Source organism: Bradyrhizobium iriomotense, from assembly GCF_018130765.1.
GTDB classification, from domain to species: domain Bacteria; phylum Pseudomonadota; class Alphaproteobacteria; order Rhizobiales; family Xanthobacteraceae; genus Bradyrhizobium; species Bradyrhizobium iriomotense_A.
The window spans coordinates 334,524-356,843 of sequence record NZ_JAFCJZ010000005.1 but is presented as its reverse complement, the minus strand read 5'-3'; the positions used below and the strand labels follow the sequence as shown (position 1 = coordinate 356,843).

Here is a 22,320-nt window from a genome sequence, read left to right as displayed (position 1 = left end):
GAATGATCGAGACAATGAATCAGCACGTTGAAGTGAACGCCGACGGCGGAACCGATATCCTGTCGATCTCCGGTGGCGAAGCCATCGCCCGGATGATCCAGGTCTTCGATGGTGGCGTGATGTTCGGCATGGGCGGGTTTCAGCTCTTGCCGTTCTATGATGCGGCGAGGCGCTTCGGGCTTCCACACCACCTCGTCAACGACGAGCGCGCAGGAATCTTCGCGGCCGATGCCTATGCGAAGGTGTCGGGCCGGGTCGGTCTGGCCGACGCCACGCTTGGTCCCGGCGCGACCAATCTCGTGACCGGGTTGATGGAGGCGCTCAATGCGGGCACGCCGCTGGTGGTCCTTGTGGGCGATACCCATCGCGAGCACTCCTGGAAGAACATGACCCAGGAATGCCGACAGACGGATGTCTTGCGGCCCGTATGCAAGGAGCTGATCCGCATCGAGTCGGTCGGCCGCATTCCCGAGCTGATGCGCCGGGCCTTCGCGGTGGCGACCTCGGGTCGGCCCGGCCCGGTGGTGGTGGACGTTCCCGAGGACGTCTCCCATGCCGTGCACGCTTTCAGCACGGCGGACTTTTATGGCGATGCGATCTATCGCGGAGCGCCGTCGCTGCGCACGCGTCCGGATGCATCGAGTATTTCCAGGGCCGCCGAGTTGATCGCGGCCGCCCGCGCGCCCGTCATTCTCGCTGGCGGCGGCGTGCATCTCTCCGGCGCGGCCGAGCGGCTCACTGACTTTGCCCGCAGCTTCAAGCTGCCGGTCGCGCACACGCTGACCGGAAAGGGCGCGATTCCGTGCAGCGACGCGCTCAATGCCGGCCTATTTGGCCGCTACGATCGCTTTGCCAACGAGTTGATTGAGGAATCCGATCTGCTGCTGGTGGTGGGCTGCAAGCTCGGCGAGATCGCAACCAAGCGCTACACGGTGCCGGGCCGAGGCAAGCCGATGATCCATCTCGACTGCGTCGCCGAGGAATTCGATCGTACCGTGCCCGCAACCTTGCGATTGTGGGGCGACGTGTTGCTCGGCCTTACCGATCTTGCTGCTGCGCTTGCGCCGCAGTGGGAGCAGTTGCAGGTCCGCTGGGCGAGCCGGCCGGCGGATATCGCGGAGCGAATGGCGAATTGGCGCCGCAAGGTCGGTGCGCGTCTCCATTCGGACGAGCATCCCGTCGACATTGCCCGTCTGCTGACGGAAATCAATGCGGCGCTGCCGGCCGATGGTTACCTGGTGGCTGATGGTGGTTTCGCTGCGCACTGGGGCGGGCTGCTGTTCGATACCAAGCGCGCCGGCCGCGCTTTCGTGCCAGATCGCGGCTCGGCCTCGATCGGCTATGGCCTGCCCGGCGCGATCGGCGCAGCAGCGGCTGCTCCGGGACACCCGGTCTTCGCGCTCACCGGCGACGGCGGCTTCAACATGATGATCGGCGAACTGGAGACGGCGCGCCGCATGGGACTCGCGTTCACCGTCATCGTGGTCAATAACGCTGCGTCGGGCTACGTCAAAGCGTTACAGCATCTGATGTACGGCGCGGGCGCCTATCATGCCTCGGATCTCAACGAAACCAACTATGCGAACGTCGCCGTGGCGATGGGCTGTCACGGCATTCGCGTCGAGCGCCCCGAGCAGTTGGCGCCCGCGTTTCATGAGGCGCTCGCGCGACGCGCGGGTCCCACGGTGATCGACGTCGTGGTGACGCGCGATCCTGCCAAGATGCTGCCTGGCGTCGACAGTCGCACCGTGCAGATCAAGAAGGGCGACCGGGTTGCGTGAGAGTGCGGGACATGACGGATCGTAGCGCTGACGGGCGCCGACCTGCCACCTTGGCCGATCGTCTCGGCAAGGACAGGATCGGCGCTGCGCTGCTGGTGGTGATGGGCGCGAGTATTGCCACGCTCGCGCTCACCTACCGGATGGGCACGGCTACCCGCATGGGACCGGGCTATATGCCCTTCTTCTACGGCGTGCTCATGGTGCTAGTCGGCCTTGCGATCGGCGTGGCCGCAAGAGGCGTGAGGGAAGGGGACCGTGGCGTCGCGGCTGTCAACTGGCGGGGTTGGCTGTGCATCCTCGGTGCCCTGATCGCTTTCGCGATCATCGGGGTGTATGGCGGCCTGGTGCCGGCAACCTTCATCGCGGTGTTCCTCGCCGCGATGGGCAGTGCCGCCAATTCGGCACGGACTGCGGCGCTGTTGGCAACAGGCCTCGTCATCGCGGCTGTTCTCATCTTCAGTTACGGTTTGAAGCTGCAGTTCGCGCTGTTCGCCTGGGGGTGAGTGCTCGAGGGATTTGGGGGGAATAGCGATGGAACAGGCGTTGGCTGATCTGTTGTATGGCTTCGGCGTCGCGCTGCAGCCTGCGAATCTGATGTGGGTCGTCATTGGCGTGGTGCTGGGAAATCTGATCGGCGTCCTTCCCGGATTGGGCGCGATGACCACAATTTCCATGCTGCTGCCGCTGACCTATGTAATCCCGGCGGTCCCGGCCATCCTTATGCTCGCCGGAATCTTCTATGGCTCCATGTATGGCGGCGCCATTTGTGCAATTCTCCTCAATCTGCCGAGCCATCCCCCGCACGCGGTCACCTGCATCGACGGTTATCCGATGACCCTGAACGGACGCGGCGGCGCTGCGCTTGGCGTCACGATGATGGCCTCATTCTTCGCCGCATCCGTCGGCATCATGCTGATGGTCTTCGTCTCGCCGCTGCTGGAGGCCGTTGCCTTCAAGTTCGGTCCGACCGAGATCAGCGCGGTGATGCTGCTCGGGTTGCTGGCGGGGTCGACGATGGCGCGCGGCTCGCCGCTCAAGGGCATTGCCATGACGCTGTTCGGTCTCTTCCTCGGCTCGGTCGGCACCGACGTCAGCAGCGGCATTCAACGCTACACGTTTGGCCTGCCGGATCTCGCCGATGGCGTCGATCTCGCGGCGCTTTCTCTTGGGCTGTTCGGTATCGCCGATTTCCTGCTCACCGTCGATCGGCGGGAGGTCTCGACCACGACAACGCGCATCACCATGCGGCAGATGATGCCTACGCGCGCTGAACTGAAAAGATCCATCCTGCCGATGCTGCGCGGCACCGGCGTCGGCGCCATCTTTGGCGCGATGCCCGGCACCGGGCCTACGATCACGACCTTCGTTGCCTATGCGTTGGAGCGGAAGATATCGAAGTCGCCGGATCGATTCGGTAAGGGGGCAATCGAGGGGGTGACGGCGCCGGAGGCGGCCGCACATTCGAAGACCCAGATCGACTTCATCCCGACAATGTCGCTCGGTATCCCCGGCGATCCCGTCATGGCCCTGCTGCTCGGCGCGCTGATTATCAAAGGCGTCAACACCGGGCCGCAACTGATCACCGAGCATCCAGACGTCTTCTGGGGGCTGGTCGCCAGCTTCTGGATCGGCAACCTGTTGTTGATCGTATTGAATGTGCCGCTCATCGGGATCTGGGTCAGGCTACTTCGTATTCCCTACCGCTTCCTGTTCCCGTCCGCGTTGTTCTTTATCGCAATCGGCGTCTACAGCACGCACAACAACGTGTTCGACATCCTTCTCGTCGCGGTGTTCGGCTGCGTCGGCGCGATCTTTCTGCTGCTGGAATTTCCGGTGGCTCCCGTCGTACTCGGGTTTGTGTTGGGACCCATGCTGGAGGAGAATTTTCGCAGGGCGATGGTGCTTTCGCGCGGCGACTTGATGATCTACCTTGAGCGTCCGATCAGCGCCACGTTCATCGTCCTCTGTTTGGCGCTGGTGCTGCTCCAGTTCTACAGCTACCTGCGCGTCCCGCCGTCACCTCGCCCAGCGCGAGCCATGCACTGAGCGATCGCGAGTGGGGCCGTGCATTTCCGTGCACCCTGATGCGCTGAGGCCTGACTGGCCTTCAGCGGATGGCGATCCCGCGAGCGGCGCTGCAGCTTGTCTAATCATGGATTGGATCGAGAACTCAACAGTTTCAGTTGGTTAGAAGTCGGACCCTGGGTCAGTCGCTACTGTTTGAACTGGGTATTTGCAATCGGCATGATCGACGCGAGTTTCCAACCATCCGAATCTCGAACCAGGGTCTGGCTGATGAGAAAGCTGCTGCTCTGCGGTTCTGCCCCTGGCAAGCCTCGCGTGAACACGATGGGGACCAGTATTTGGGCGACGTGATCCGAGATCAGCGCGACGTGGAATTTCGACATGTCGGGCTCGACCTGCCAGGTCCCTTGGTAATATTCGCTGAAGCGGGCTGCCACCGCCTCCGTTCCTCTGATTTCCAGACCTCGCGAAAAGAACAGAACTTGAGGTGAGCTCCACAGCATCGATTTTACTTTTGTCGCGTCGTGCGCATTCTGCGCTGCCACGAACTGCGAGAAGAAGTCCCGCACGCTGTCCTCACTCGGCTGCGCGAGTACACGTCCGCCTGACGCCACTGCCGCCATGATGAGAAGCGCTATTGCAACCTTCTTCATGCGAGCCTTCCTTCTGCGGCGACATTGCAATTTCGCCTTGAGTTCGAATATCGGATCGTTCGCGGCTCGTATTTCCGTTAGCCATTCTCATTGCAGAAATGCACGAAGGCACCGCGATAGCAGCGGCGTCCTGGCCCGCAGCTCGAAACTCCTGAAAAGAAGGGGCGATGCGCTGGCGTAGCGGCGCTCGAATCAAACCTTCGAGCGCCACTCTCCTGAGCAGGACTGGGGGCTTCGACGCGTTTCATCGCCTTTATCATCGACACCGACGGCAATGCGCTTTAGCTAGTCCGGACCAATGGTCGCTGCGCCTTGCGGGGTTAGCTGCAGCTCAGCGGTAGCGGCTGGTCGGGATGCAGCTCGTACCAGTCATAGCAATCCGGATAGGCGCCGTAGAATCCATAGCCGGGCCGGACACGGCCGAAGTGGTGAAACGCGTGCTGGCGGAGACCGCCGGCATGACCATCGAAGCCGAGATGCTCGCCGCCGAACCGGGCACTGCCGCCAAAACCTCCCTCATGGCCCATGCCTCCGAAATGCGCGCCGCCGCCGAAGCCCGCATGTCCACCGCCAAAGCCGCCACCGCCAAAGCCGCCGTGGCCGCCACCGCCACCACCGCCGCCATGCGCATTGGCCGCACCGATGGCGAGCGTCGAGGCGAGTGCTGCCGTCGCCAGAATCATGATCGTGCGCTTCATGGGAAACTCCTCTCGTGTTGAGCTGCCCGGCCATGCTGCGCGCGAGGCTTCTGATGACCGGGCCAGTGATGAAAGAGAGGTAGGCGCGGTGCGCGGCAATCCAACTGAATTCGCAGTCATAGATGAGCTGCGCCGCCCGCGAAGGTGATCTCGCCGCGCATGGCCGCGAGGCGTGCAGGGGAGCGGGCTGAACAGAGCAGCCCGCTCCCTCTCATTCCATGTGCAGCGTCCGGCAGCGTGATCCGGCCGGCTCCGTTGGTGCGATCAGAAGCTGCCCGTGCCCGGCTCGCACGGCACGTTGTTGCCGGTCCACGGCGCGGTGGCAAAGGCGCCGACGCGCGGTGCCGGAATGCAGGCGCGTTCGCCCGGATAATAGAACGGCGCGTTCGTTGCGACCGTATCGGCTTCCACCGCGGGCTGCTGCACGACGCGATGATGCTCGCGCGCCATGACGGGGCCGCCGAGCATGGCGGCCGCGATCAATCCCAGCGACAACAGTTTGGACGTGGTCATTCACTCTCTCCATTGCTGACATCAGGCCGAACCAAGCCGGCTCGTCATCGAGGTGTGAACGATCGGCCGCGATTCAAACGCACGATTTGCTCACCGCAGTTCAACCGCCTGTGAGCCGATGCAGCATCACAACCACGATCGTGCGAATGCATAACATCCGTGGCCCCTGAAACTACAGCACGTGCGTTGACGGCATATGTTCGATCCAGCGCAGTTGGCAGCGGAGCCCGGAAGATGATCACGGTATTGGCAACACGCATCATCCTTGCATTGGCGCTGCTCGTGAGGCGCGCAGCAGACATCATGAACTGCAATTTAATGGTGCCCCTGCGGCCGCGGCACTACCTCGTCAAACAGCGGGTGGCCGGCATCGGGCGGCATCGTCGCCGCGCGTTCGAAACGGGCGGGCGTCCGGCATGACACCGTGCACCGCCGAGCCCGAGCTTCCCCGCCGCGCGCCAAAGCGCCGTGCGGAACGTGGGACGACAATCATGAACCGGATTCTCCTGATCGAGGACGATACCGAGACCGCCGAGGCGATCGTCGCCGAGCTCGCCGATCGCGGCTTCGAGGTGCAATGGGCCGGCGACGGCGTCGACGGTCTCGATCAGGCGCGTACGTCGAGCCCCGATGCCATGATCGTCGATCGCATGCTGCCGGGAATGGACGGGCTGACCGTCATCGAGGCGCTGCGCAAGGATCAGGTCCGGACGCCCGTGCTGGTGTTGAGTGCGCTTGGCGCCGTGGATGACCGGGTGCGCGGGTTGCGCATGGGCGGGGATGATTATCTCACAAAGCCGTTCGCGCTCATCGAGCTGGTCGCGCGAATCGAGGCGCTGCTGCGCCGGCCAATCGACAGCCGTGAAACCATCCTGCATGTCGGGCCGCTGGAGCTCGATCTGATCGAGCGGGCCGCGCGACGCGGCGGGCGCGAGCTCGACCTGCTGCCGCGCGAATTCCGCCTGCTCGAATACATGATGCGCCGGAACGATCAGCTCTTGACGCGCGCGATGCTGCTCGAGGAGGTCTGGAACTACAAGTTCGTTCCGGCGACCACCAATCTGATCGACGTGCATATGGGCCGGCTTCGCCACAAGGTGGACGGTCCTGGAGAGGTGCAGCTGATCCACAACGTTCGAGGCTCCGGCTTCGTCCTGCGCTCGCGGCAATAGGGGCGGGCGATGCAGCAGATCCAGTTGATCCGCTCCAGCACGTTCCTTTGGGCCCTGGCCGTGGCGGCCGCCTTCGCGCTGTTCGTCGTCGCCTTGTTCGGATTCATCTACTGGAAGCTCGATGCCTATCTGGTCGCGCGATCCGATCGCATGATCACTACGCAGATCCACTTCGTCGCAGATCTGCCCCCGGTCCGCCGCGTCAGCGCTATCGCGGATCACCTCGCGCAGGATTCCAGAGGCGTCCAATACGCGGGACTGTTCGATGCCGCCGGCAAAAGGCTGGCCGGCAACATCGACCGTGTGCCGCGCGAGCTGGGACTCGATGGAGCGGTGCAGGGTGTGCAACTCGATCTGCTGGAGAAGCCGGCGGCCCACGGTCCCGTCGTCAGGGCAGTCGGCCAGCGTCTCGAGGGCGGCGACGTCCTGGTGATGGGACGGAACGTCGACGAGACGCGCGAGATATCGAGCGTGGTCGGCCAGGCCCTGGCCCTGGGCTTGCTGCCGGCCTTCAGCCTCTGCCTGCTCGCCGGTGCCTGGCTGAGCTTGCGTGCCCAGAGACGCGTGGAGGAGGTCAACCAGCGGGTCCAGCGCATCGTGGCCGGCGAGCTGCGCGAGCGGCTTCCGGAGGGTGGGACGGACGACCCGTTTGCGCGGTTGGCCAGGATCGTCAACGGCATGCTCGACGAGATGGAGATGATGATCAATGCGCTCGCCGGCGTCGGCAACGACATCGCTCATGATCTCAGGACGCCGCTCACGCGAGTCCGCCTGGCGCTGGAGCGCGGGCGGACGCATGCGGCAACGCTGGAAGAGCTCCAGGACATTACGGACAAGGCCATCGCCGGCATCGACCAGTCGCTGGCGATCGTCACAGCCCTGCTGCGCTTGACCGAGATCGAGAACAACCGCCGCATGGCAGGCTTTGGCGACGTCCCGCTCGACGAGATACTGCGGGAGGTGTGCGACGTCTACGAGCCGATCGCCGAGGACAAGCATGTCGGGCTCGGTGTCGTCACCGGGCGCAATGTGCAGGTGTGGGGCGACCGGGACCTGCTGTTCGAGGCGGTCGCCAACCTCGTCGACAACGCCATCAAGTTCACGCCGTCAGGCGGACGCGTGGAGCTCGCCCTGGAAGCGGAGGACGACACCGCGCTGGTGCGCGTGAGCGATACCGGGCCCGGCATCAGCGAGCAGGAGCGCGAGGCGGTGCTGCGGCGGTTCTACCGCTCCGACAAGATGCGCAACACGCCGGGCGTCGGGCTTGGACTGAGCCTGGTGGCCGCGATCGTCAAGCTGCACGGTTTCCGGCTGATCATTGGCCCCGCGCCCGGTGGCCGGATCGAGATCCTTGCCTGGACCGGGAGGGCGGGCAGGCCCATCACGCGCCGGTCGCGCGCATTGCTGCACGCAGACGCGGGCCAGATGGGATGAGCCACATGACGCGCGATGCTTTCGAGATCAATCAGCCGGCCTGGACTAGAGGAGTGACACATGCAGACGAGCCATGAAGTCGTGAGGCGCGATCCTGTTGCCGTGCCGGTCGCAGCGGTGTCGACGCCGTTCCTCACCGCGTATTCCGCCGCCATCCGGCGCTACGAGCTGCTTGAGTCAGGTCAGGAGCAGCAGCTGGCGCGTCGCTGGCAGGAAACGCGGGACCGGCGCGCCGCGGATGCGCTCGTCACCAGCCATCTTCGGCTCGCCGCCAAGCTGGCGCGAGGTTACAGGGGATACGGCCTGCCACTGGTCGATCTGATCGCGGAAGCGAATCTCGGCCTCGTGATCGCGGCGTCGCGCTTCGAACCCGGCCGCGGCGCGCGATTCTCCAGCTATGCGATCTGGTGGATCAAGGCCACCATTCACGAATACATCCTGCGGTCCTGGTCCCTGGTCAAGATTGGGACGACGGCTGCGCAGAAGAAGTTGTTTTTCAGGCTCCGCGGCGAGATCAGGAAAGCCACCGGCAGCGTGACGGCAGGACTCACGCCCGACGTCGCCGAATTGATCGCCGGCAAGCTCGAGGTGACGGCGCGCGAGGTGATCGAGATGGACGCGCGACTCAATGGTGACATGTCGCTGAACGCGCGCGTCGGTGACGAGGACAGTGGAACCGAGCTGGAAGCCCTGCTGGTCGATGGGGCGGCCGACGCCGAGACGATGCTGGCCGACCACGACCAGACGGAGCAGCGCAGCAAGGCCCTGCGTGTTGCGCTGGACGGGCTTGCGGCACGGGATCGTCGTATCTTCGAAGCAAGGCGGCTGACGGAATGTCCCGTTACGCTCGATCAGCTCGCCAGGGAGCTCTCCATATCCAGTGAGCGGGTTCGGCAGATCGAGATCCGCACCTTCGCCAAGGTCAAGCGGGCCGTCATGCTCGCCGCACAGGATGCACCACGCGCCGCCGCGTGCAGCGTCTGAATTCGTTTTCATTTGAACGGAGGCCCGGCCGTCCTCACCTGTCCGACGATCTCGCGTAATTTTGCTCCAGGCAGACCATCATGGGAATTGTTCGCTTCGCGCTGCGGCTTCCGCATACATTCTATGTGCTTGCGGCGCTGATCCTGTTCCTCGGCGGCATCGCGATCCGCTCGATGCCGACGGACATTTTCCCGGAGATCCAGATCCCCGTCGTCACGGTCATCTGGAGCTACACCGGCCTCTCGACGCCGGAGATGGAGCAGCGCGTCAGCACCTACAGCCAGTATTCGATCAGCGCCAATGTCAGCGGCATCAAGAATATCGAGGCGCAGACCCTCAACGGCCTGTCGGTTCAGAAGATCTACTTCCAGCCGGACGTCAATCTCGATCTCGCGATCTCGCAGATCGTCTCGGCGACCAATGCCATCCGTGCCCTGATGCCACCGGGCATCCAGCCGCCGATCATCGTGCAGTTCAATGCATCGAGCGTGCCGGTGCTCCAGCTCAGCCTCGAATCGAACAGCCTGAATGAGCAGCAGCTCTACGATTTCGGCATCTACCGGGTCCGCCAGCAGCTGGCTCCCGTTCCGGGCGTGACCTTGCCCACGCCTGCCGGCGGCAAATACCGCCAGATCATGGTCGACATCGATCCGAACAAGCTGCTGTCGCGCGGATTGACGCCGCTCGACATCGTCAACGCGGTGAACACCCAGAACCTGACGCTGCCGACCGGCACGACCAAGATCGGGGACACCCAGTACACCGTTCGCACCAACGCGACGCCGGCGACGATCCAGGATCTCAACATGATCCCGGTCAAGTTCGCGAACGGGGCCACGATCTTCCTGAAGGACGTCGCCCAGGTCCGCGACGGCGCCCAGGTCCAGCAGAACATCGTGCGCGAGGACGGCCACCGCGCCGTCCTGCTCAGCGTCATCAAGAACGGCAATGCCTCCACGCTCGCCGTCGTCAACGGCGTGAAGCACGCGTTGGCATCAATCCGCGCTTCTGCTCCGGCGGGGCTAAAGATCAACGAGCTGTTCGACCAGTCGGTCTTCGTCACCCACTCGGTCGATGGCGTGCTGCGCGAAGGCGCGATCGCGGCCGGCCTGACGGCGCTGATGATCCTGGTGTTCCTGGGATCGTGGCGATCGACGCTGGTCGTCCTGATCTCGATCCCGCTGGCGATGCTGTCCTCGCTGATCGTCCTGTATTTCCTCGGCGAGACCCTCAACACGATGACGCTCGGCGGCCTTGCCCTTGCGGTCGGTATTCTCGTCGACGATTCGACCGTGACGATCGAGAATACGCACCGGCTCTGGACCGAGGAGGGCATGCCGCTGCCGGACGCGACCCTGCACGGGGCCGCCGAAATCGCCATTCCGACGCTGGTCTCGACACTCGCGATCAGCTGCGTGTTCACCTCGGTCGTATTCCTGGAGGGCCCGGCCAAGTACCTGTTCACACCTCTTGGCCTCGCCGTGGTGTTCGCGATGCTGGCGTCCTACGGGCTGTCGCGGACACTGACGCCGATCACCATTGGCCTGCTGCTGAAGAGCGAACGGCGTCATGGCGAGGGCGAGCGCCCGTCAAACATCTTCGCGCGCGCCTCTGCGGCGTTCGAGCGCGGCTTCGAGCGAATGCGCGATGGCTATTCCGATCTCCTGCTGAAATTGCTGCGGCACCGCGTGATCATCCCCGTCGTCGCCGTGCTGGTGCTGGCGCTCGGAGCCACCTTGTTCGCCTATGTCGGCCGGGACTTCTATCCCCTGATCGACGGCGGCCAGATCCAGCTCCATGTTCGCGCCCCCGCGGGCACGCGGATCGAGCGGACGGAAGCGATCTTCCAGGCGGTCGAGGACAAGATCCGCGACGTCATTCCGGAGCGCGACCGGGCGCTGATCGTCGACAATATCGGCCTGCCGGCGCGGCCCTATAACCTTGCTTTCACGGACGGCTCAACGATCGGGGTGAACGACGGCACCATCCTCGTGTCGCTGAAGGAAGGGCACAAGCCGACCGCAGATTACATCAGGAAGCTGCGACAGGTGCTGCCAACGTCGTTCCCGGAGGACACCTTCTATTTCCAGGCGGCCGATATCGTCACGCAGATCCTGAACTTCGGTCTCCCGGCGCAGATCGATGTCCGCACGGTCGGTTACGGCAACAACAATCTGGTGGTCGCCAAGGAGCTGCAGAAGAGCCTTGCCGCGATTCCCGGCGTGGTCGACGCGCATCTGCAGCAGGAGGTCGATGCTCCCGCATTCTACGCGGACATCGACCGCACCCGAGCCGCGCAACTCGGCCTCAATGCGAGCACGGTCGCGACCAACATCAATGTCAGCCTCTCATCGTCCGCGCAGGTCTCGCCGAATTTCTGGACGGATCCGGCGTCAGGCATTCCCTATTACCTGGCCGTGCAGACGCCGGAGTACAGGGCCAACTCGCTGAACGCCCTGGGCAACACGCCGGTGTCGGCCTCGCTTGCCGCAAGCGGGCAGACGGTGCCCGGCCTGCTCAGCAATGTCGCGACCTTCAAACGGGGCACTGTTCCGACCAATTCGAACCAGGCCAATGTCCAGCCCGTGTACGACGTCTATGCGAGCGTGCAGGGCCGTGATCTCGGCAGCGTCGCGGCCGACATCGAGAAGGTGACGTCCACCCTGCAGAAGCAGCTCCAGCCGGGCAATTCGATTCAGGTTCTGGGACAGATCCAGAGCATGCATCAGTCGTTCCGCGATCTCGGGTTAGGACTGCTGTTCGCGGCGATCCTCGTCTACCTGCTGATGGTCGTGAACTACCAGAACTTCGGCGATCCCTTCGTCGTCATCCTGGCGCTGCCGGCGACATTCTGCGGCATCGTGACGATGCTGTCCATCACTGGGACGACACTGAACGTGCCGTCGCTGATGGGCGCCATCATGGCGATCGGCGTTGCCTCCGCAAATTCCATCCTGCTCGTGACTTTCGCGCGTGACGAGCAGTTGAAGGGACATTCGGCCTTCCAGGCGGCGCTGAGCGCGGGGCGGACACGAATCCGCCCCGTGCTGATGACTGCGGCGGCGATGATCGTGGGCATGATCCCGATGGCGATCGGCGGGCCCGGCGAGGAGCAGAATGCAGCGCTCGCGCGGGCGGTCATCGGCGGCCTGCTGTTCGCAACCCCGACCACCTTGCTGATCGTGCCTTATCTCTTCGCGATGCTGCGCAAGGGCAACGACGGCAAGCCTCGCCACGGCGTATTCGAGGAGCAACCGGAATGAGTGACGTTCGCGCAAGGAGCAGTGACGACGAGGCAAGTGACCGCCCCGGGGCGGAAAGCCTCCGGATCGTGGAGCTGCCGGGCAAGGGCGCACGATCCGGACGCCGTTTCGGCGGTGCGCTGCTCGGGGGCGGCGTGCTCCTGCTGCTTGCGGGCGGTCTCGGCATCGGCGGCTGGCGGCACTACGAGGCCGCGCGTGACGTCGCTGCAGTGGCAGAGCAGGCTCGAACCAACATTCCCGAGGTTCGGATCGCGACGGTCAAGCCCAGCGGCGACGTCATGAAGGTGAGCCTGCCGGCGACGACGACCGCGTTCGAGGCGGCCAACATCTTTGCGCGGACCAGCGGCTATATCGAGAAGCGCTACGTCGATATCGGCGATCGGGTCAAGAAGGGCGATCTCCTCGTGCAGATCACCGCGCCGGAGCTGGATCAGCAGATCGCGCAGGCGCAGGCAACGCTCGCCCAGGACCAGGCCGCGCTTCAGCAGGCGCAGGCAAGCCGGGAGCTCGCCGACGTCACCAATTCGCGCGACAGCAACCTCGTCAAGCAGGGCTGGTTGACGGCGCAACAGGGCGACAACGATCGTCTCACCCTGCGCGCGCAGCAGGGCGCGGTGGGTGTCGCCCAGTCGAACATCGTTGCGCAGGAGGCGCAGATCCGCGTGCTCCAGCAGGAGAAGTCCTACCAGCGCGTGGTGGCGCCGTTCGACGGCGTGGTCACGCAGCGCAACGTCGACAATGGCAGCTTGGTGCAGGCCGGGTCAACCTTCATGTTCACGATGATGCATTCCGATGTGATCCGAACCCAGGTGTTCGTGCCTCAGGATGAGGCTTTCGGCGTTGCTCCGGGCGTTGAAGCGGACATCCGCGTCCCCGAGATTCCGGGGCGGACATTTGCGGGCAAGGTCACGCGGATCGCAACCGCGCTGCAGCCGGGGAGCCGGACGCTGCTGACCGAGATCGACGTTCCCAATCCCGACGGCCTGCTCAGTCCGGGCATCTATTGCACGGTCGAATTATTGATCCCGCGCAGGACGGCATCGATGACGATCCCGTCCGACGCGCTCGTGTTCGATCAGAACGGTCTCCATGTCGTGGTCGTGCGCAACGGCACGGTTCATTTTCAGCAGGTCTCGATCTCCCGGGATTTCGGCACCACGGTGGAAGTGCGCGACGGCGTGCAGCCCGGCGACCAGGTCGTGCTCAATCCTGCGGTCAATCTGGCGGAGGGCAGCAAGGTCACCGTTCGCAAGACCGAGACGAGCTAGGACCATGGCGATGAAGCGGATCGCGCTCGCGACGATGTTGGCTCTGCTGCTGGGCTACTCCCCGGTTCAGGCACAGGTCGCAACGACCGGTAGCACGGCAATGGATCTGCCGACGGTGCCGGGCGCGATCGTGATCTCACCGCTCAACAGTCCCGGGCCGTTTTCCGCAACGACGGTGTCAGGTGCTCCGGATACGACCCTGGCGCCCGTTCCGCTCGCCTCGGATCCGACGACGCCGGGGACGGTGGTGGTCTGCGCTCCACCGTCGTCATCACAAACGCCGGTGCCGGCGACTCCGACCGTATCGTCCACGGGCCTTTCACCACCGGGCATCGCGGCTCCGTTGTTGCCGATCATGGGACAGAACAGCAGCGCCATCGGAACGATTTCCTCAGCTGCGCCCGCAGGAACAGGTGCGACGGTCGCATGCAGCTCGACGCCGGGAGGAGAGGTCACGAGCGCTGCATCTCTGCCGTTGTCGATCCCGCAAGTGGCCGCGAGCCCCGCGCCTGGCACGATTCAGGCAGACGCCAGCGGCGCCGGCGGCACGGGCATCGACCCGAGCGCCGCCGTCGTACCCAGCCCGAATAGTTCGGCTTGCGCGGAAGGGGTCTCGATGAATCTGGCGGAGCCTGCAACTGTGTTGCCCGCCAACGCCTCAGGCGCGGCGCCAACGCCGGGCGTGTCGCCGATCCTGCCGCCGGGATGCTGAGGTGGATAGCGGTTCGAACCTTAGTGGCAGGTGCAAGACGCAGGACTGTCGCCGTTGCGTGTCGAGATGCCCGGTATTTCAGCGAGAGCGCGGGCAAAGGCAAGTGCGGGAAGATCGATCTCCTGGTCGAACAGGGCGCTGACCGGACCGACGAGGTCAAGCGCCGTCTGCTGACGGTTCGATCTCGCCATGATCCCTGCCCACGCTGCCGCAACCTTCAGCTCGTAGAAGCGGCATTGCTGGTCTCTGGCGATGGACAATCCCTCGGCGAACAGCACCTCGGCCCGCGACAAATCGGATGGGGCATTGGCCAGGAGAATCTCGGCCTTGATCCGCAAGAGATCGGCAAGGCACCATAATTGCCACCCTTGCCGCGATATGGTCAGGGCCTCTTCCACCGCGGCCAGCGCCTGTGCTGCCTCGCCGCTCGCGAGCAGGCCTTCGGCGAGCGATCCGAGAAATTCCGGATTGCGCATCAGCCATCCGTTCTCGCTCCGAGCGCTCAGGCCGCTGCGCAGCAGCGCAATTCCGTCGTCGTGCTTGCCTTGCAGAATCAGCAATTGCCCCCTCAGGCATGACGTCCAGCTGGTCCAGAAAGCAATTCCCTCGCGTGTGACGAGCTCGAGAAGCGACGCTATCGCCTGATCGGCGGCGGCAAGATCATGCGTCATCAGCGCGATCGGACAGACCGCGTTTCGAAGTGCGTAGGCGATTGCAAGCTTGTCCTTCTCGCGCTGCGCCTCCTGGAGACACTCGGCGGCAAGGGATCTGCTCTGGCCGATCTTTCCCTGCAACAGCAGCACGCGGGCCAGCATCGCCTTGGCGAGGACGCTCTGGTTGAGCAGAAACCACATCTGGTTCGCGCCGCCGTCCAATCCATGAGCCGCATGGTCCAGCGACAGGGTCAGTTCGCGCCGTGCATCCTCTTGCGCGCCGAAGAAATGGGTGGCGGCGCCGATCAGGCGACGGCCTACCGTCTCGTTGGCGGGATTTCCGGTGCGCAGCGCGATCTCGAGGTAGCGCTCGCCGACCTCCTTGGCCTCGGCGTATTGGCCGGAGTTGAGGTTGTAGCTCCACAACGTCCAGACCGCCTTGAGCTGAAGCTCGAGATCGGACAATTCTTCGGCGAGCGCGAGACCGATGCTCAGGGCCGCCTTCATGCGATCCGCCGACCCCGTGGTGTTGAGCAGTGCGAATCCCAGCGCGACATAGAGCTGCGCCTTGAGTTTTGGAACACAGGTGAACTCGGGGCTGAAATGCGCAAGCGCGTACTCGATCCGCGTCGAGCATTCCACGAAGGACAATAGCTGCATCCAGACCGGAACGAAGCCGGCCGTCAGCTCGATGCCAAGCGCAGTATCGCCACCGGGCGAGAACGCCCAATCGATCGCCGCATGCACGTTTCCGATCTCCTGCGCGAAACGGGAGATGTCGTCGGGAGCGGGCGAGTTGTCGCCGAGTGGCGCAATGATCTGCCTGAGAAAGCCAGCCTGCCGTCTGGCGACCTGCTCGACGAGACCTGCATCTGTCAGCTTCTCCAGCGCATAAGCACGCGTGCTCTCCAGCAGGCGCCATCGTCCCTCGAATGAGGGGTCCAATGAGACGAGCGATTTTCCAACCAGATTGAACAGGGTTTCGATAACATCCGACCGCGACAAGGTGTCATCCATCATCGCGATGGCCGCATTGAGCGTGAAGCCGGCGGGGAACATCGCGAGCCGGCAAAGCAGGTTCTGTTCTGCCGGCGGCAGGAGGTCGTAGCTCCAGTCCAATGTCGCCCGCAGCGTCTGGTGTCGCGGCAACTGGTCGCGGCGGCCGCCGCTCAGGAGCTCGAAGCGCTTGTCCAGGCGAAGCAGCACGGTGTCCACCCCGAGATTGGCGGCCCGGGCTGCGGCAAACTCCAATGCGAGCGGAATTCCGTCGAGCCGACGACAGATGGCGGCTATCTTCTGAAGCTCGGCTGCGCCCGCAACGAAGCTTGTGCGCAACGCTCGCGTTCTCGCGACGAACAGCTGCACGGCGCTTTCCCGGAGCAGCAGATCGGGATCGCGGGTATCGGGACCAGGGACCGACAGTGGCGGAATGGCCGCAACGTATTCGCCGTCGATGCGGAGGCTTTCGCGGCTGGTCGCAAGAAGGGTGACGTTTGGACAATAGCGAAGCACGGCACTGGCGATTTGTGCGGCGGCTTCGATCACATGCTCGCAATTGTCCAGGACCAGAAGCAAGCGGCACGTCCCAATGGCTCGAGCAATGCTTGCGGGTGACACTTCCTTGTCATTCGAGGCGAGCTTGAGTGCACGGGCAGTCGCAGATGCGGCGCCCACCGCATCTTGCAGGGTCGCGAGCTCGACCAGCGCCACGGAATCGTTGAAGGAGGACGCCACGCGGCGCGCGAGCTCGATGGCCAGCTTCGTCTTTCCGATGCCGCCGGGGCCGACGAGAGTCACGGCCCGATATGCGGACAACACATCAGCCAATTCGCTCAGATAATCCTCGCGACCGATGAGAGGCGCGCGGATGCTCGGCAGGTTGCTGGAAAAAGACGCATCGGCAGGCACCGTGACGGGTGCAGCTGCCGGGTGATCCAAATGCCCGCTTCGCCAGGTCCCGCCGAGGGTATATCCGCGGCCCGAAACCGTCTTGAGCAGATTGCGGTCCTCACCGAGCGCCTTGCGGACAGCCGAAATATGAACCTGGAGAGTGTTGTCCTCGACGGTCAGGCCCGGCCAGACGCTTCCGATCAAATCGTCCTTGGTGACGAGGAGACCCGCCGAGCTGACTAGCTTCTCGAGAATTTCGAACGCGCGGCTTCCGATCGGTATCGCGACGTTGTCGTATCTCAGCTCTCTCCGTTGGCAATCGATCAGCCAATGTCCAAAAGAGTAGGTGCGATCAACCGGCGATGACATAGAGGGTCCGTGCATCAACTTTGCTGCTGTGATCCGGGGGAAATTACCAGACCGCCCTTGAGATCACCGACCCTTGGCAAGAATTTGGAAAGCGTAGAAGGCGCTTGAGGTGTCGTATAGGGGAGGTCGTCGGCGTATCAAGAACGCCCGCTCAGTCGCCGGCGCTTCGTTCACCGTCGATGCTGGCACCCGACGCGCTCGTGTTCGATACACGAATTCGTGACGGCCGTATGGAGTGTGTCACAATGAGAGACGATCGAATGGAGCCTGATGCCATCAATGGAAGCATCATTTACTCACATAGCGGAGAAGCGTCAGCGCAAGAACGCCAGAGCACAATTGCTTCAGAGAGACATATGGTAGTCGCAAGAACGGCGGCCTGATCGTGAGCCGCCGTTCTTCCTTCCGCCGAGAGGTCGAAATCCGGAACGTTGAGACGATCAACTTCCAGTCGGCGTCAACCGGACTTGCTCCGGTTCGCGAGCTCAGTAGCCCGACGTCGGCTCGCAGGGCGGCCGGCGCCATGGAGCGGTTGCGTACGCGCCGACGTCGGGAGCACGGGCGCAGCCGCGCTTGGAAGAGACCGGAACGCGCTGGGCCGACGCATAGGCGTCGACATTTGTGCGCTTCGCGCTGCCTTCGCGGGCCATCGCCGGGGAGGCAATCATGGCTGCGACCACGAATCCGGCCGACAAGAGCTTCAGTGTCGTCATTGAACATCTCCTTGAGAAAGCGACGCCGGGAACGTTTCGGCCCGCACGCGAGACATGTGCATGCCTGTGCGGAGTCCGCAGTGTTGATCGAACGAACATTTTCGTCTTTGCACGAAGTCGTCGCTGTGCGTTGACTACAACATTGCTTTCGGATCGATGTGATCGACCTTGTTTCGAGGCCCGCGGGGGCGCGCCGCGTGGTGCGGCGGGCTCCCCGATTGCGGGGTTCGTCATCGCCGCTCGTGGTGGCTGTTCAGGTGGCCCGCGGCGAATACGGGCGCGGCACCACCCGGCCGCTCGAGGCCCATTCGCCCGGCGGGCGTCAGCGCGCCGCCATTCAGCACGTCGCGATCGGGGTACATCGATGCGAAGGCCGCCGGCTCCTGATCGGCGAAGGACCAGGCTGCGGATGCGGACGAAATCGTTGCCGTTGAGATCAGCGCCGCGGCAATCAGGATCTTGAATGTATTCATAGCGATTCTCCATTGCTTGATCTGTGCGGAGAGTCGCTTGGCGATGATCGCTGCTCGGCTGGTGGCGTTTCCGAAAATTGTTTTGATGAGAGTCATGTAGGTCGGCCGCTCGGAAAATCCCGGCGGATCTGCATCACTCTTGCGGGAAGAGTCTGTCAGCGTTGTCAGAATTCTCGCGCGAATGTGCGTGGTCAAACGCGTCCGGTACCCGTTTGTGGGGAGCAGGTTGTTTGAACATGTGGAGTGTGAGCAATGAGATTGTTTTCCGCTATTTGCGTCGTCGCCTGCGTCGCACTCTCGGGCGCTGCGTCCGCCCGCGGCGGCATGGGATCGCATATGTCGATGGAGAGCGGCGGCGCGCTCGGTACGAGTGCCGCCGCGCCCGGAACGAACTCGCTGGGCACTGCGCTGCCGGGATCGGACGGTGGTGGTCATGCGATAAAGGGCCCGTTGCTCGGCACAGACCCGACCATCGACAAGGATGATGCGCGGCTTGAGAAGATGCTGGAAGGATCGATCTGCCGCGGTTGCTGAAGAGTGCGCGTGACGAGACGGGGGCGGACGGCTGCGCCCGTCCGGCCACCTGTGTCTTTCGAAAGGGTTGGTGGTAGGCTGGGGAGAAAATGACTAGACCGCTTGGGGCTGTCCCAATGATGGCTGAGCCAGGCCAGCGTCCCGTCTACACCTGCGCGGAATGGGAAATCGATCTGGCCAGACGCGAATTGCGCCTGAGCGGAGAGCTCGTTCCTTTGGGTGGGCGCGCCTTTGAGATTCTTGCGGAATTGGTTCAGGCGCAGGGTCAGCTCGTTACCAAGAACGACCTGACGGAGCGGGTCTGGCGAGGCGTCTTTGTCGAGGAGAGCGCGCTTCGCGTGCATATCGCGGCGATCCGAAAGGTTCTCGGTGCTGACCGCGACATGCTGTCAACCACTATCGGCCGCGGCTATCGTTTGCTCGGCGCGTGGGGGATCCGCCATATGGACCCCCCGCTGCAATATGCCGCAACCGAATTGCCGCCGTCAGTCAACATTCCCAGCGCGTCATTCGATCTGATCGGCCGGACCACGGCGATCGCGCATTTGTGGCGGCTGCTGTCGGCCTATCGCGTGGTGAGCCTGATCGGGCCTGGCGGCATCGGAAAGACGGCGCTGGCGCTCGAAGCCGCCAGAACGCCGCCGCCCGGTTTCGAGGCGGACAGACTGCTGGTCGAACTGGCCTCGCTGTCCGATCCCAGGCTCGTCTGCTCGGCCATCGCCAGCGTGCTTGGCACCAAGCTCGAGGGCGAGGAGATCTCGCCTGATTCCATCGCGCGGGCGATCGGCTCCCGGCCGTTGCTGCTCATTCTCGACAATTGCGAACATGTCATCGATGCCGTCGCACAGGTGGCCGAGTTGGTGCTCAGCCATTGTGCAGGCACGATCATTGTTGCGACGAGCCGGGAGGCGCTGCGGATCGAGGGAGAGCATGTCTACCGCGTGCCTCCTCTGGGCGTGCCGCCCGAAACATGGCACGAGCCCGCCGGCGCATCCGCGTACAGCGCAGTCGAATTGTTCACGAGCAGAGCGAAGGCGCTGGGTTCGAGCTTCGTGTCTGACGAGGAGAACATCGGCGCCATCGCAGCCATTTGCCGGCGGCTGGACGGCATTCCGCTTGCGATCGAGTTTGCGGCGGCGCGCGCCGTCATGCTCAGCCCGCCGAAGATCGCGGCGCTGCTCGATGACAGGTTCAAGTTCCTGACGACCGGCCGGCGCACGGCGTTGCCGAGGCAGCAAACGCTGCGTGCAACGCTCGACTGGAGCTATGACCTGTTGCCGGACGACGAGGCGTGGCTGCTCAGGCAGCTCGGCATATTCGCCGGCGAATTCCAGCTCGATGCAGTGATTGCGGTTGCCGGCGAGGGGTGCGGCGACGTCACCGGCCAGCTTGCGAGGCTGGTGGCAAAGTCCCTCGTCCTCGCGGATATTCGCGGCGAGAGCCCGCACTACCGCCTGCTCGATACGACGCGTGCCTACACATTGGAGAAGCTGCATGCCGGCGGAGAATATCCCGACGCCGCCCGCCGCCAGGCGAAGTACTATTCGGGATTTCTTGCCGGCGCCGAAGTCGACAGCGAGGTGAGGCCGCAGGCGGAGTGGCTCGCCATCTATGGCCGTCACATCGACAACGTGCGAACGAGCCTCGATTGGGCCTTCTCGTCCAGTGGAGACCCGCAAGTGGGCGCGGCGTTGACGGCGGCCGCGGTCCCGCTCTGGGTGCAATTGTCGCTTCTGGCCGAATGCCGCGAGCGGACCGAACTTGCGCTGGCGCGCCTCGATCCGGCTGCCGCGAACGCGGCGCGGCTTCGCATGCAGCTGTCGGCCGCGCGCGGCTGGTCGCTGATGTACGGTGTCGGAAGGGCCAGGGAGGCCGGTCCCGCCTGGGTAGCGACGCTTCAGCTTGCCGAGCAACTCGGTGACAGGGACTACCTGTTGCGCGCGCTTTGGGGTCTCTGCATCGACCAGTTCAACAACGGTGAATTCCGCAGGGCGCTCGAATTTGCCAATCGTTTTGCGGAAGTCGTGGCCGACTCCAGCAGTCCCGTCGATCGTATGATGGCCGACCGGCTTCTTGCGACCACGCTGCATTATCGCGGCGACCAGCGGCTGGCCTATCATCATATCGGGCGAACCCTGTCTCGCCTTTCGGACCTTGCGGCAAAGCCGCAGGTTATTCGTTTCCGCTTCGACCTGCGGGTCTCGGCGCGCTACTTCCAGGCGCGGATCCTGTGGCTGCTCGGTCTCGCGGACCAGGCCTTGGGCGTCGTCGACCGTAACGTCGAGGAAGGCCGGACCAGCGGTCACGCTCTGACGTACTGCAGCGTCCTCGGCCAGAGTGCCTGCCCGATCGCCTTCCTCGCCGGCGATCTCGACGCGGCCGAGCGCTATTGTACGATGCTGCTCGAACACACCGAGCGCCACCCGATCCGCCTGTGGAACGTGTGGGCGCGCGCCTTCAGGGGCATGCTGATCTCGCGCCGGGGTGATCTCTCGACCGGATTGCCGCTGCTGCGCAAGGCACTCGAGCTCGCGGGCGAGGCGCGTTTCCTGCCTCGCTTTCTGCTTCCTCTCGGCGAGCTCGCGGCATGTCTCGGAGAGGCCGGCGAGGTGTCGCAAGGGCTTGCGACCGCCGACGAGGCGCTCGCGCGCTGCGAGGCGAGGGACGAGGGGTGGTATGTCGCCGAGCTCTGGCGCATCAAGGGCGAGTTGCTGCTGCTTCCCGGCGAGCGCCGCTCGCCGGCCGGAGCTGCGCAGGCCTTCGACAGGGCGTTCGAAGTGGCGCGGAGCCAGGGCGCAATGTTCTGGGAGCTGAGGACGGCGATCAGTGTGGCACGATTGCGGATACGTGAGGGGCATCCGGCCGATGCTCGCCATGTGCTCGCTGCCGTGTGCGGCAAGTTCACTGAGGGTTTCGAGATCGCGGATTTCCGCGACGCGCGTGCAATGATGGCGAAGCTGGGATCGTAGGCGATGCCCCGGGGAGCGGCATCCGATTCAACTGATCGGATGCCGGTGCGGCCTCGGCGAGCGCCGCATTCCCCGTGCTCTGGAACGTTCCGCAATTCACCCATGACGCCGCCATGGCGACTGCCGGCGCCGACGTCTCATTGCAAGCGCAGCATGGGCCGGCAGCCCGCACGTGTCGTTCGAGACTGCACCCCTCTATCGCGATTGCACGGCCGA

At 64.1% G+C, this 22,320-nt stretch carries 17 protein-coding genes and 1 pseudogene; 12 read left to right on the top strand and 6 right to left on the bottom strand.

What is annotated here, in order from left to right; genetic code table 11:
- Window positions 1-14: 14 nt before the first annotated feature.
- Genes JQ635_RS12540 through JQ635_RS12530 form a run of 3 tightly spaced genes read left to right on the top strand, consistent with a single transcriptional unit; the run spans window position 15 to window position 3,827 of the window.
- A complete protein-coding gene (locus JQ635_RS12540) occupies window positions 15-1,781 on the top strand; it encodes a thiamine pyrophosphate-binding protein (RefSeq protein WP_211410165.1) in 1,767 nt (588 codons plus the stop codon).
- Window positions 1,782-1,792: 11 nt separating this feature from the next.
- Window positions 1,793-2,284, top strand: coding sequence for a tripartite tricarboxylate transporter TctB family protein (locus tag JQ635_RS12535; RefSeq protein ID WP_211410164.1), 492 nt, complete (start codon window positions 1,793-1,795; stop codon window positions 2,282-2,284).
- 40 nt (window positions 2,285-2,324) lie between these two features.
- Window positions 2,325-3,827 (top strand): tripartite tricarboxylate transporter permease, encoded by a 1,503-nt coding sequence (locus JQ635_RS12530; RefSeq protein ID WP_349631861.1) that lies wholly within the window; start codon window positions 2,325-2,327, stop codon window positions 3,825-3,827.
- Between the two features lie 167 nt (window positions 3,828-3,994).
- On the opposite strand, the gene JQ635_RS12525 is transcribed toward JQ635_RS12530, so the two are convergent.
- The 3 genes from JQ635_RS12525 to JQ635_RS12515 form a co-directional block, all read right to left on the bottom strand.
- Entirely contained in the window at window positions 3,995-4,459 is a 465-nt protein-coding gene (locus tag JQ635_RS12525) for a YybH family protein (RefSeq protein WP_211410162.1), read from the bottom strand.
- Between the two features lie 320 nt (window positions 4,460-4,779).
- Complete coding sequence (locus tag JQ635_RS12520) at window positions 4,780-5,157, bottom strand: hypothetical protein (protein ID WP_211410161.1); 378 nt, start codon at window positions 5,155-5,157, stop codon at window positions 4,780-4,782.
- 264 nt (window positions 5,158-5,421) lie between these two features.
- Window positions 5,422-5,670 carry a hypothetical protein gene (locus JQ635_RS12515; RefSeq protein WP_211410160.1) on the bottom strand — a complete coding sequence of 83 codons (249 nt, stop codon included), beginning with the start codon at window positions 5,668-5,670 and terminating at the stop codon, window positions 5,422-5,424.
- A 234-nt stretch (window positions 5,671-5,904) separates the two neighbouring features.
- Here JQ635_RS12515 and JQ635_RS12510 point away from each other — a divergent pair, with 234 nt between their 5' ends.
- From JQ635_RS12510 to JQ635_RS12480, 7 genes are all read left to right on the top strand, one after another.
- Window positions 5,905-6,090, top strand: coding sequence for a hypothetical protein (locus tag JQ635_RS12510; protein ID WP_211410159.1), 186 nt, complete (start codon window positions 5,905-5,907; stop codon window positions 6,088-6,090).
- Between the two features lie 71 nt (window positions 6,091-6,161).
- Entirely contained in the window at window positions 6,162-6,842 is a 681-nt protein-coding gene (locus JQ635_RS12505; RefSeq protein ID WP_211410158.1) for a response regulator transcription factor, read from the top strand.
- A 9-nt stretch (window positions 6,843-6,851) separates the two neighbouring features.
- Window positions 6,852-8,276: a sensor histidine kinase gene (locus tag JQ635_RS12500; protein ID WP_211410157.1), complete on the top strand. Its 1,425-nt coding sequence runs from the start codon at window positions 6,852-6,854 to the stop codon at window positions 8,274-8,276.
- 60 nt (window positions 8,277-8,336) lie between these two features.
- Window positions 8,337-9,260, top strand: a complete 924-nt coding sequence (gene rpoH, locus JQ635_RS12495; RefSeq protein WP_211410156.1) for an RNA polymerase sigma factor RpoH — start codon at window positions 8,337-8,339, stop codon at window positions 9,258-9,260.
- Between the two features lie 80 nt (window positions 9,261-9,340).
- The gene (locus JQ635_RS12490) at window positions 9,341-12,523 is read left to right on the top strand and encodes an efflux RND transporter permease subunit (RefSeq protein ID WP_211410155.1); all 3,183 of its coding nucleotides are present in this window, start codon (window positions 9,341-9,343) and stop codon (window positions 12,521-12,523) included.
- Window positions 12,520-13,791 (top strand): efflux RND transporter periplasmic adaptor subunit, encoded by a 1,272-nt coding sequence (locus JQ635_RS12485; protein ID WP_211410154.1) that lies wholly within the window; start codon window positions 12,520-12,522, stop codon window positions 13,789-13,791. The genes JQ635_RS12490 and JQ635_RS12485 overlap by 4 nt, the downstream gene beginning before the upstream one ends.
- Window positions 13,792-13,795: 4 nt before the next feature.
- On the top strand, window positions 13,796-14,503 hold the full coding sequence (locus JQ635_RS12480; RefSeq protein WP_211410153.1) for a hypothetical protein: 708 nt from the start codon (window positions 13,796-13,798) through the stop codon (window positions 14,501-14,503).
- A 2,627-nt stretch (window positions 14,504-17,130) separates the two neighbouring features.
- Here the strand turns inward: JQ635_RS12480 and JQ635_RS39390 are convergent.
- From JQ635_RS39390 to JQ635_RS38960, 3 genes and pseudogenes are all read right to left on the bottom strand, one after another.
- A pseudogene (locus JQ635_RS39390) lies at window positions 17,131-17,415 on the bottom strand (winged helix-turn-helix domain-containing protein); the annotation flags it as partial.
- Between the two features lie 485 nt (window positions 17,416-17,900).
- Window positions 17,901-18,128 (bottom strand): hypothetical protein, encoded by a 228-nt coding sequence (locus tag JQ635_RS12470; protein WP_211410151.1) that lies wholly within the window; start codon window positions 18,126-18,128, stop codon window positions 17,901-17,903.
- A gap of 230 nt (window positions 18,129-18,358) precedes the next feature.
- Window positions 18,359-18,796, bottom strand: coding sequence for a hypothetical protein (locus JQ635_RS38960; protein WP_246583476.1), 438 nt, complete (start codon window positions 18,794-18,796; stop codon window positions 18,359-18,361).
- Window positions 18,797-18,853: 57 nt separating this feature from the next.
- Here JQ635_RS38960 and JQ635_RS12460 point away from each other — a divergent pair, with 57 nt between their 5' ends.
- Window positions 18,854-19,135, top strand: coding sequence for a hypothetical protein (locus tag JQ635_RS12460; RefSeq protein WP_211410150.1), 282 nt, complete (start codon window positions 18,854-18,856; stop codon window positions 19,133-19,135).
- 116 nt (window positions 19,136-19,251) lie between these two features.
- Complete coding sequence (locus tag JQ635_RS12455) at window positions 19,252-22,104, top strand: ATP-binding protein (protein WP_246583475.1); 2,853 nt, start codon at window positions 19,252-19,254, stop codon at window positions 22,102-22,104.
- Window positions 22,105-22,320: the final 216 nt, after the last annotated feature.

Excerpts from the sequence above, each read along its gene's own strand:
- JQ635_RS12540 (WP_211410165.1), top strand. The coding sequence starts at position 15 with ATGAATCAGCACGTTGAAGTGAACGCCGACGGCGGAACCGATATCCTG.
- JQ635_RS12535 (WP_211410164.1), top strand. The coding sequence starts at position 1,793 with ATGACGGATCGTAGCGCTGACGGGCGCCGACCTGCCACCTTGGCCGAT.
- JQ635_RS12525 (WP_211410162.1), bottom strand. The coding sequence starts at position 4,459 with ATGAAGAAGGTTGCAATAGCGCTTCTCATCATGGCGGCAGTGGCGTCA.
- JQ635_RS12520 (WP_211410161.1), bottom strand. The coding sequence starts at position 5,157 with ATGAAGCGCACGATCATGATTCTGGCGACGGCAGCACTCGCCTCGACG.
- JQ635_RS12515 (WP_211410160.1), bottom strand. The coding sequence starts at position 5,670 with ATGACCACGTCCAAACTGTTGTCGCTGGGATTGATCGCGGCCGCCATG.
- JQ635_RS12510 (WP_211410159.1), top strand. The coding sequence starts at position 5,905 with ATGATCACGGTATTGGCAACACGCATCATCCTTGCATTGGCGCTGCTC.
- JQ635_RS12505 (WP_211410158.1), top strand. The coding sequence starts at position 6,162 with ATGAACCGGATTCTCCTGATCGAGGACGATACCGAGACCGCCGAGGCG.
- JQ635_RS12500 (WP_211410157.1), top strand. The coding sequence starts at position 6,852 with ATGCAGCAGATCCAGTTGATCCGCTCCAGCACGTTCCTTTGGGCCCTG.
- rpoH (WP_211410156.1), top strand. The coding sequence starts at position 8,337 with ATGCAGACGAGCCATGAAGTCGTGAGGCGCGATCCTGTTGCCGTGCCG.
- JQ635_RS12490 (WP_211410155.1), top strand. The coding sequence starts at position 9,341 with ATGGGAATTGTTCGCTTCGCGCTGCGGCTTCCGCATACATTCTATGTG.
- JQ635_RS12485 (WP_211410154.1), top strand. The coding sequence starts at position 12,520 with ATGAGTGACGTTCGCGCAAGGAGCAGTGACGACGAGGCAAGTGACCGC.
- JQ635_RS12480 (WP_211410153.1), top strand. The coding sequence starts at position 13,796 with ATGGCGATGAAGCGGATCGCGCTCGCGACGATGTTGGCTCTGCTGCTG.
- JQ635_RS12470 (WP_211410151.1), bottom strand. The coding sequence starts at position 18,128 with ATGACGACACTGAAGCTCTTGTCGGCCGGATTCGTGGTCGCAGCCATG.
- JQ635_RS12460 (WP_211410150.1), top strand. The coding sequence starts at position 18,854 with ATGAGATTGTTTTCCGCTATTTGCGTCGTCGCCTGCGTCGCACTCTCG.
- JQ635_RS12455 (WP_246583475.1), top strand. The coding sequence starts at position 19,252 with ATGATGGCTGAGCCAGGCCAGCGTCCCGTCTACACCTGCGCGGAATGG.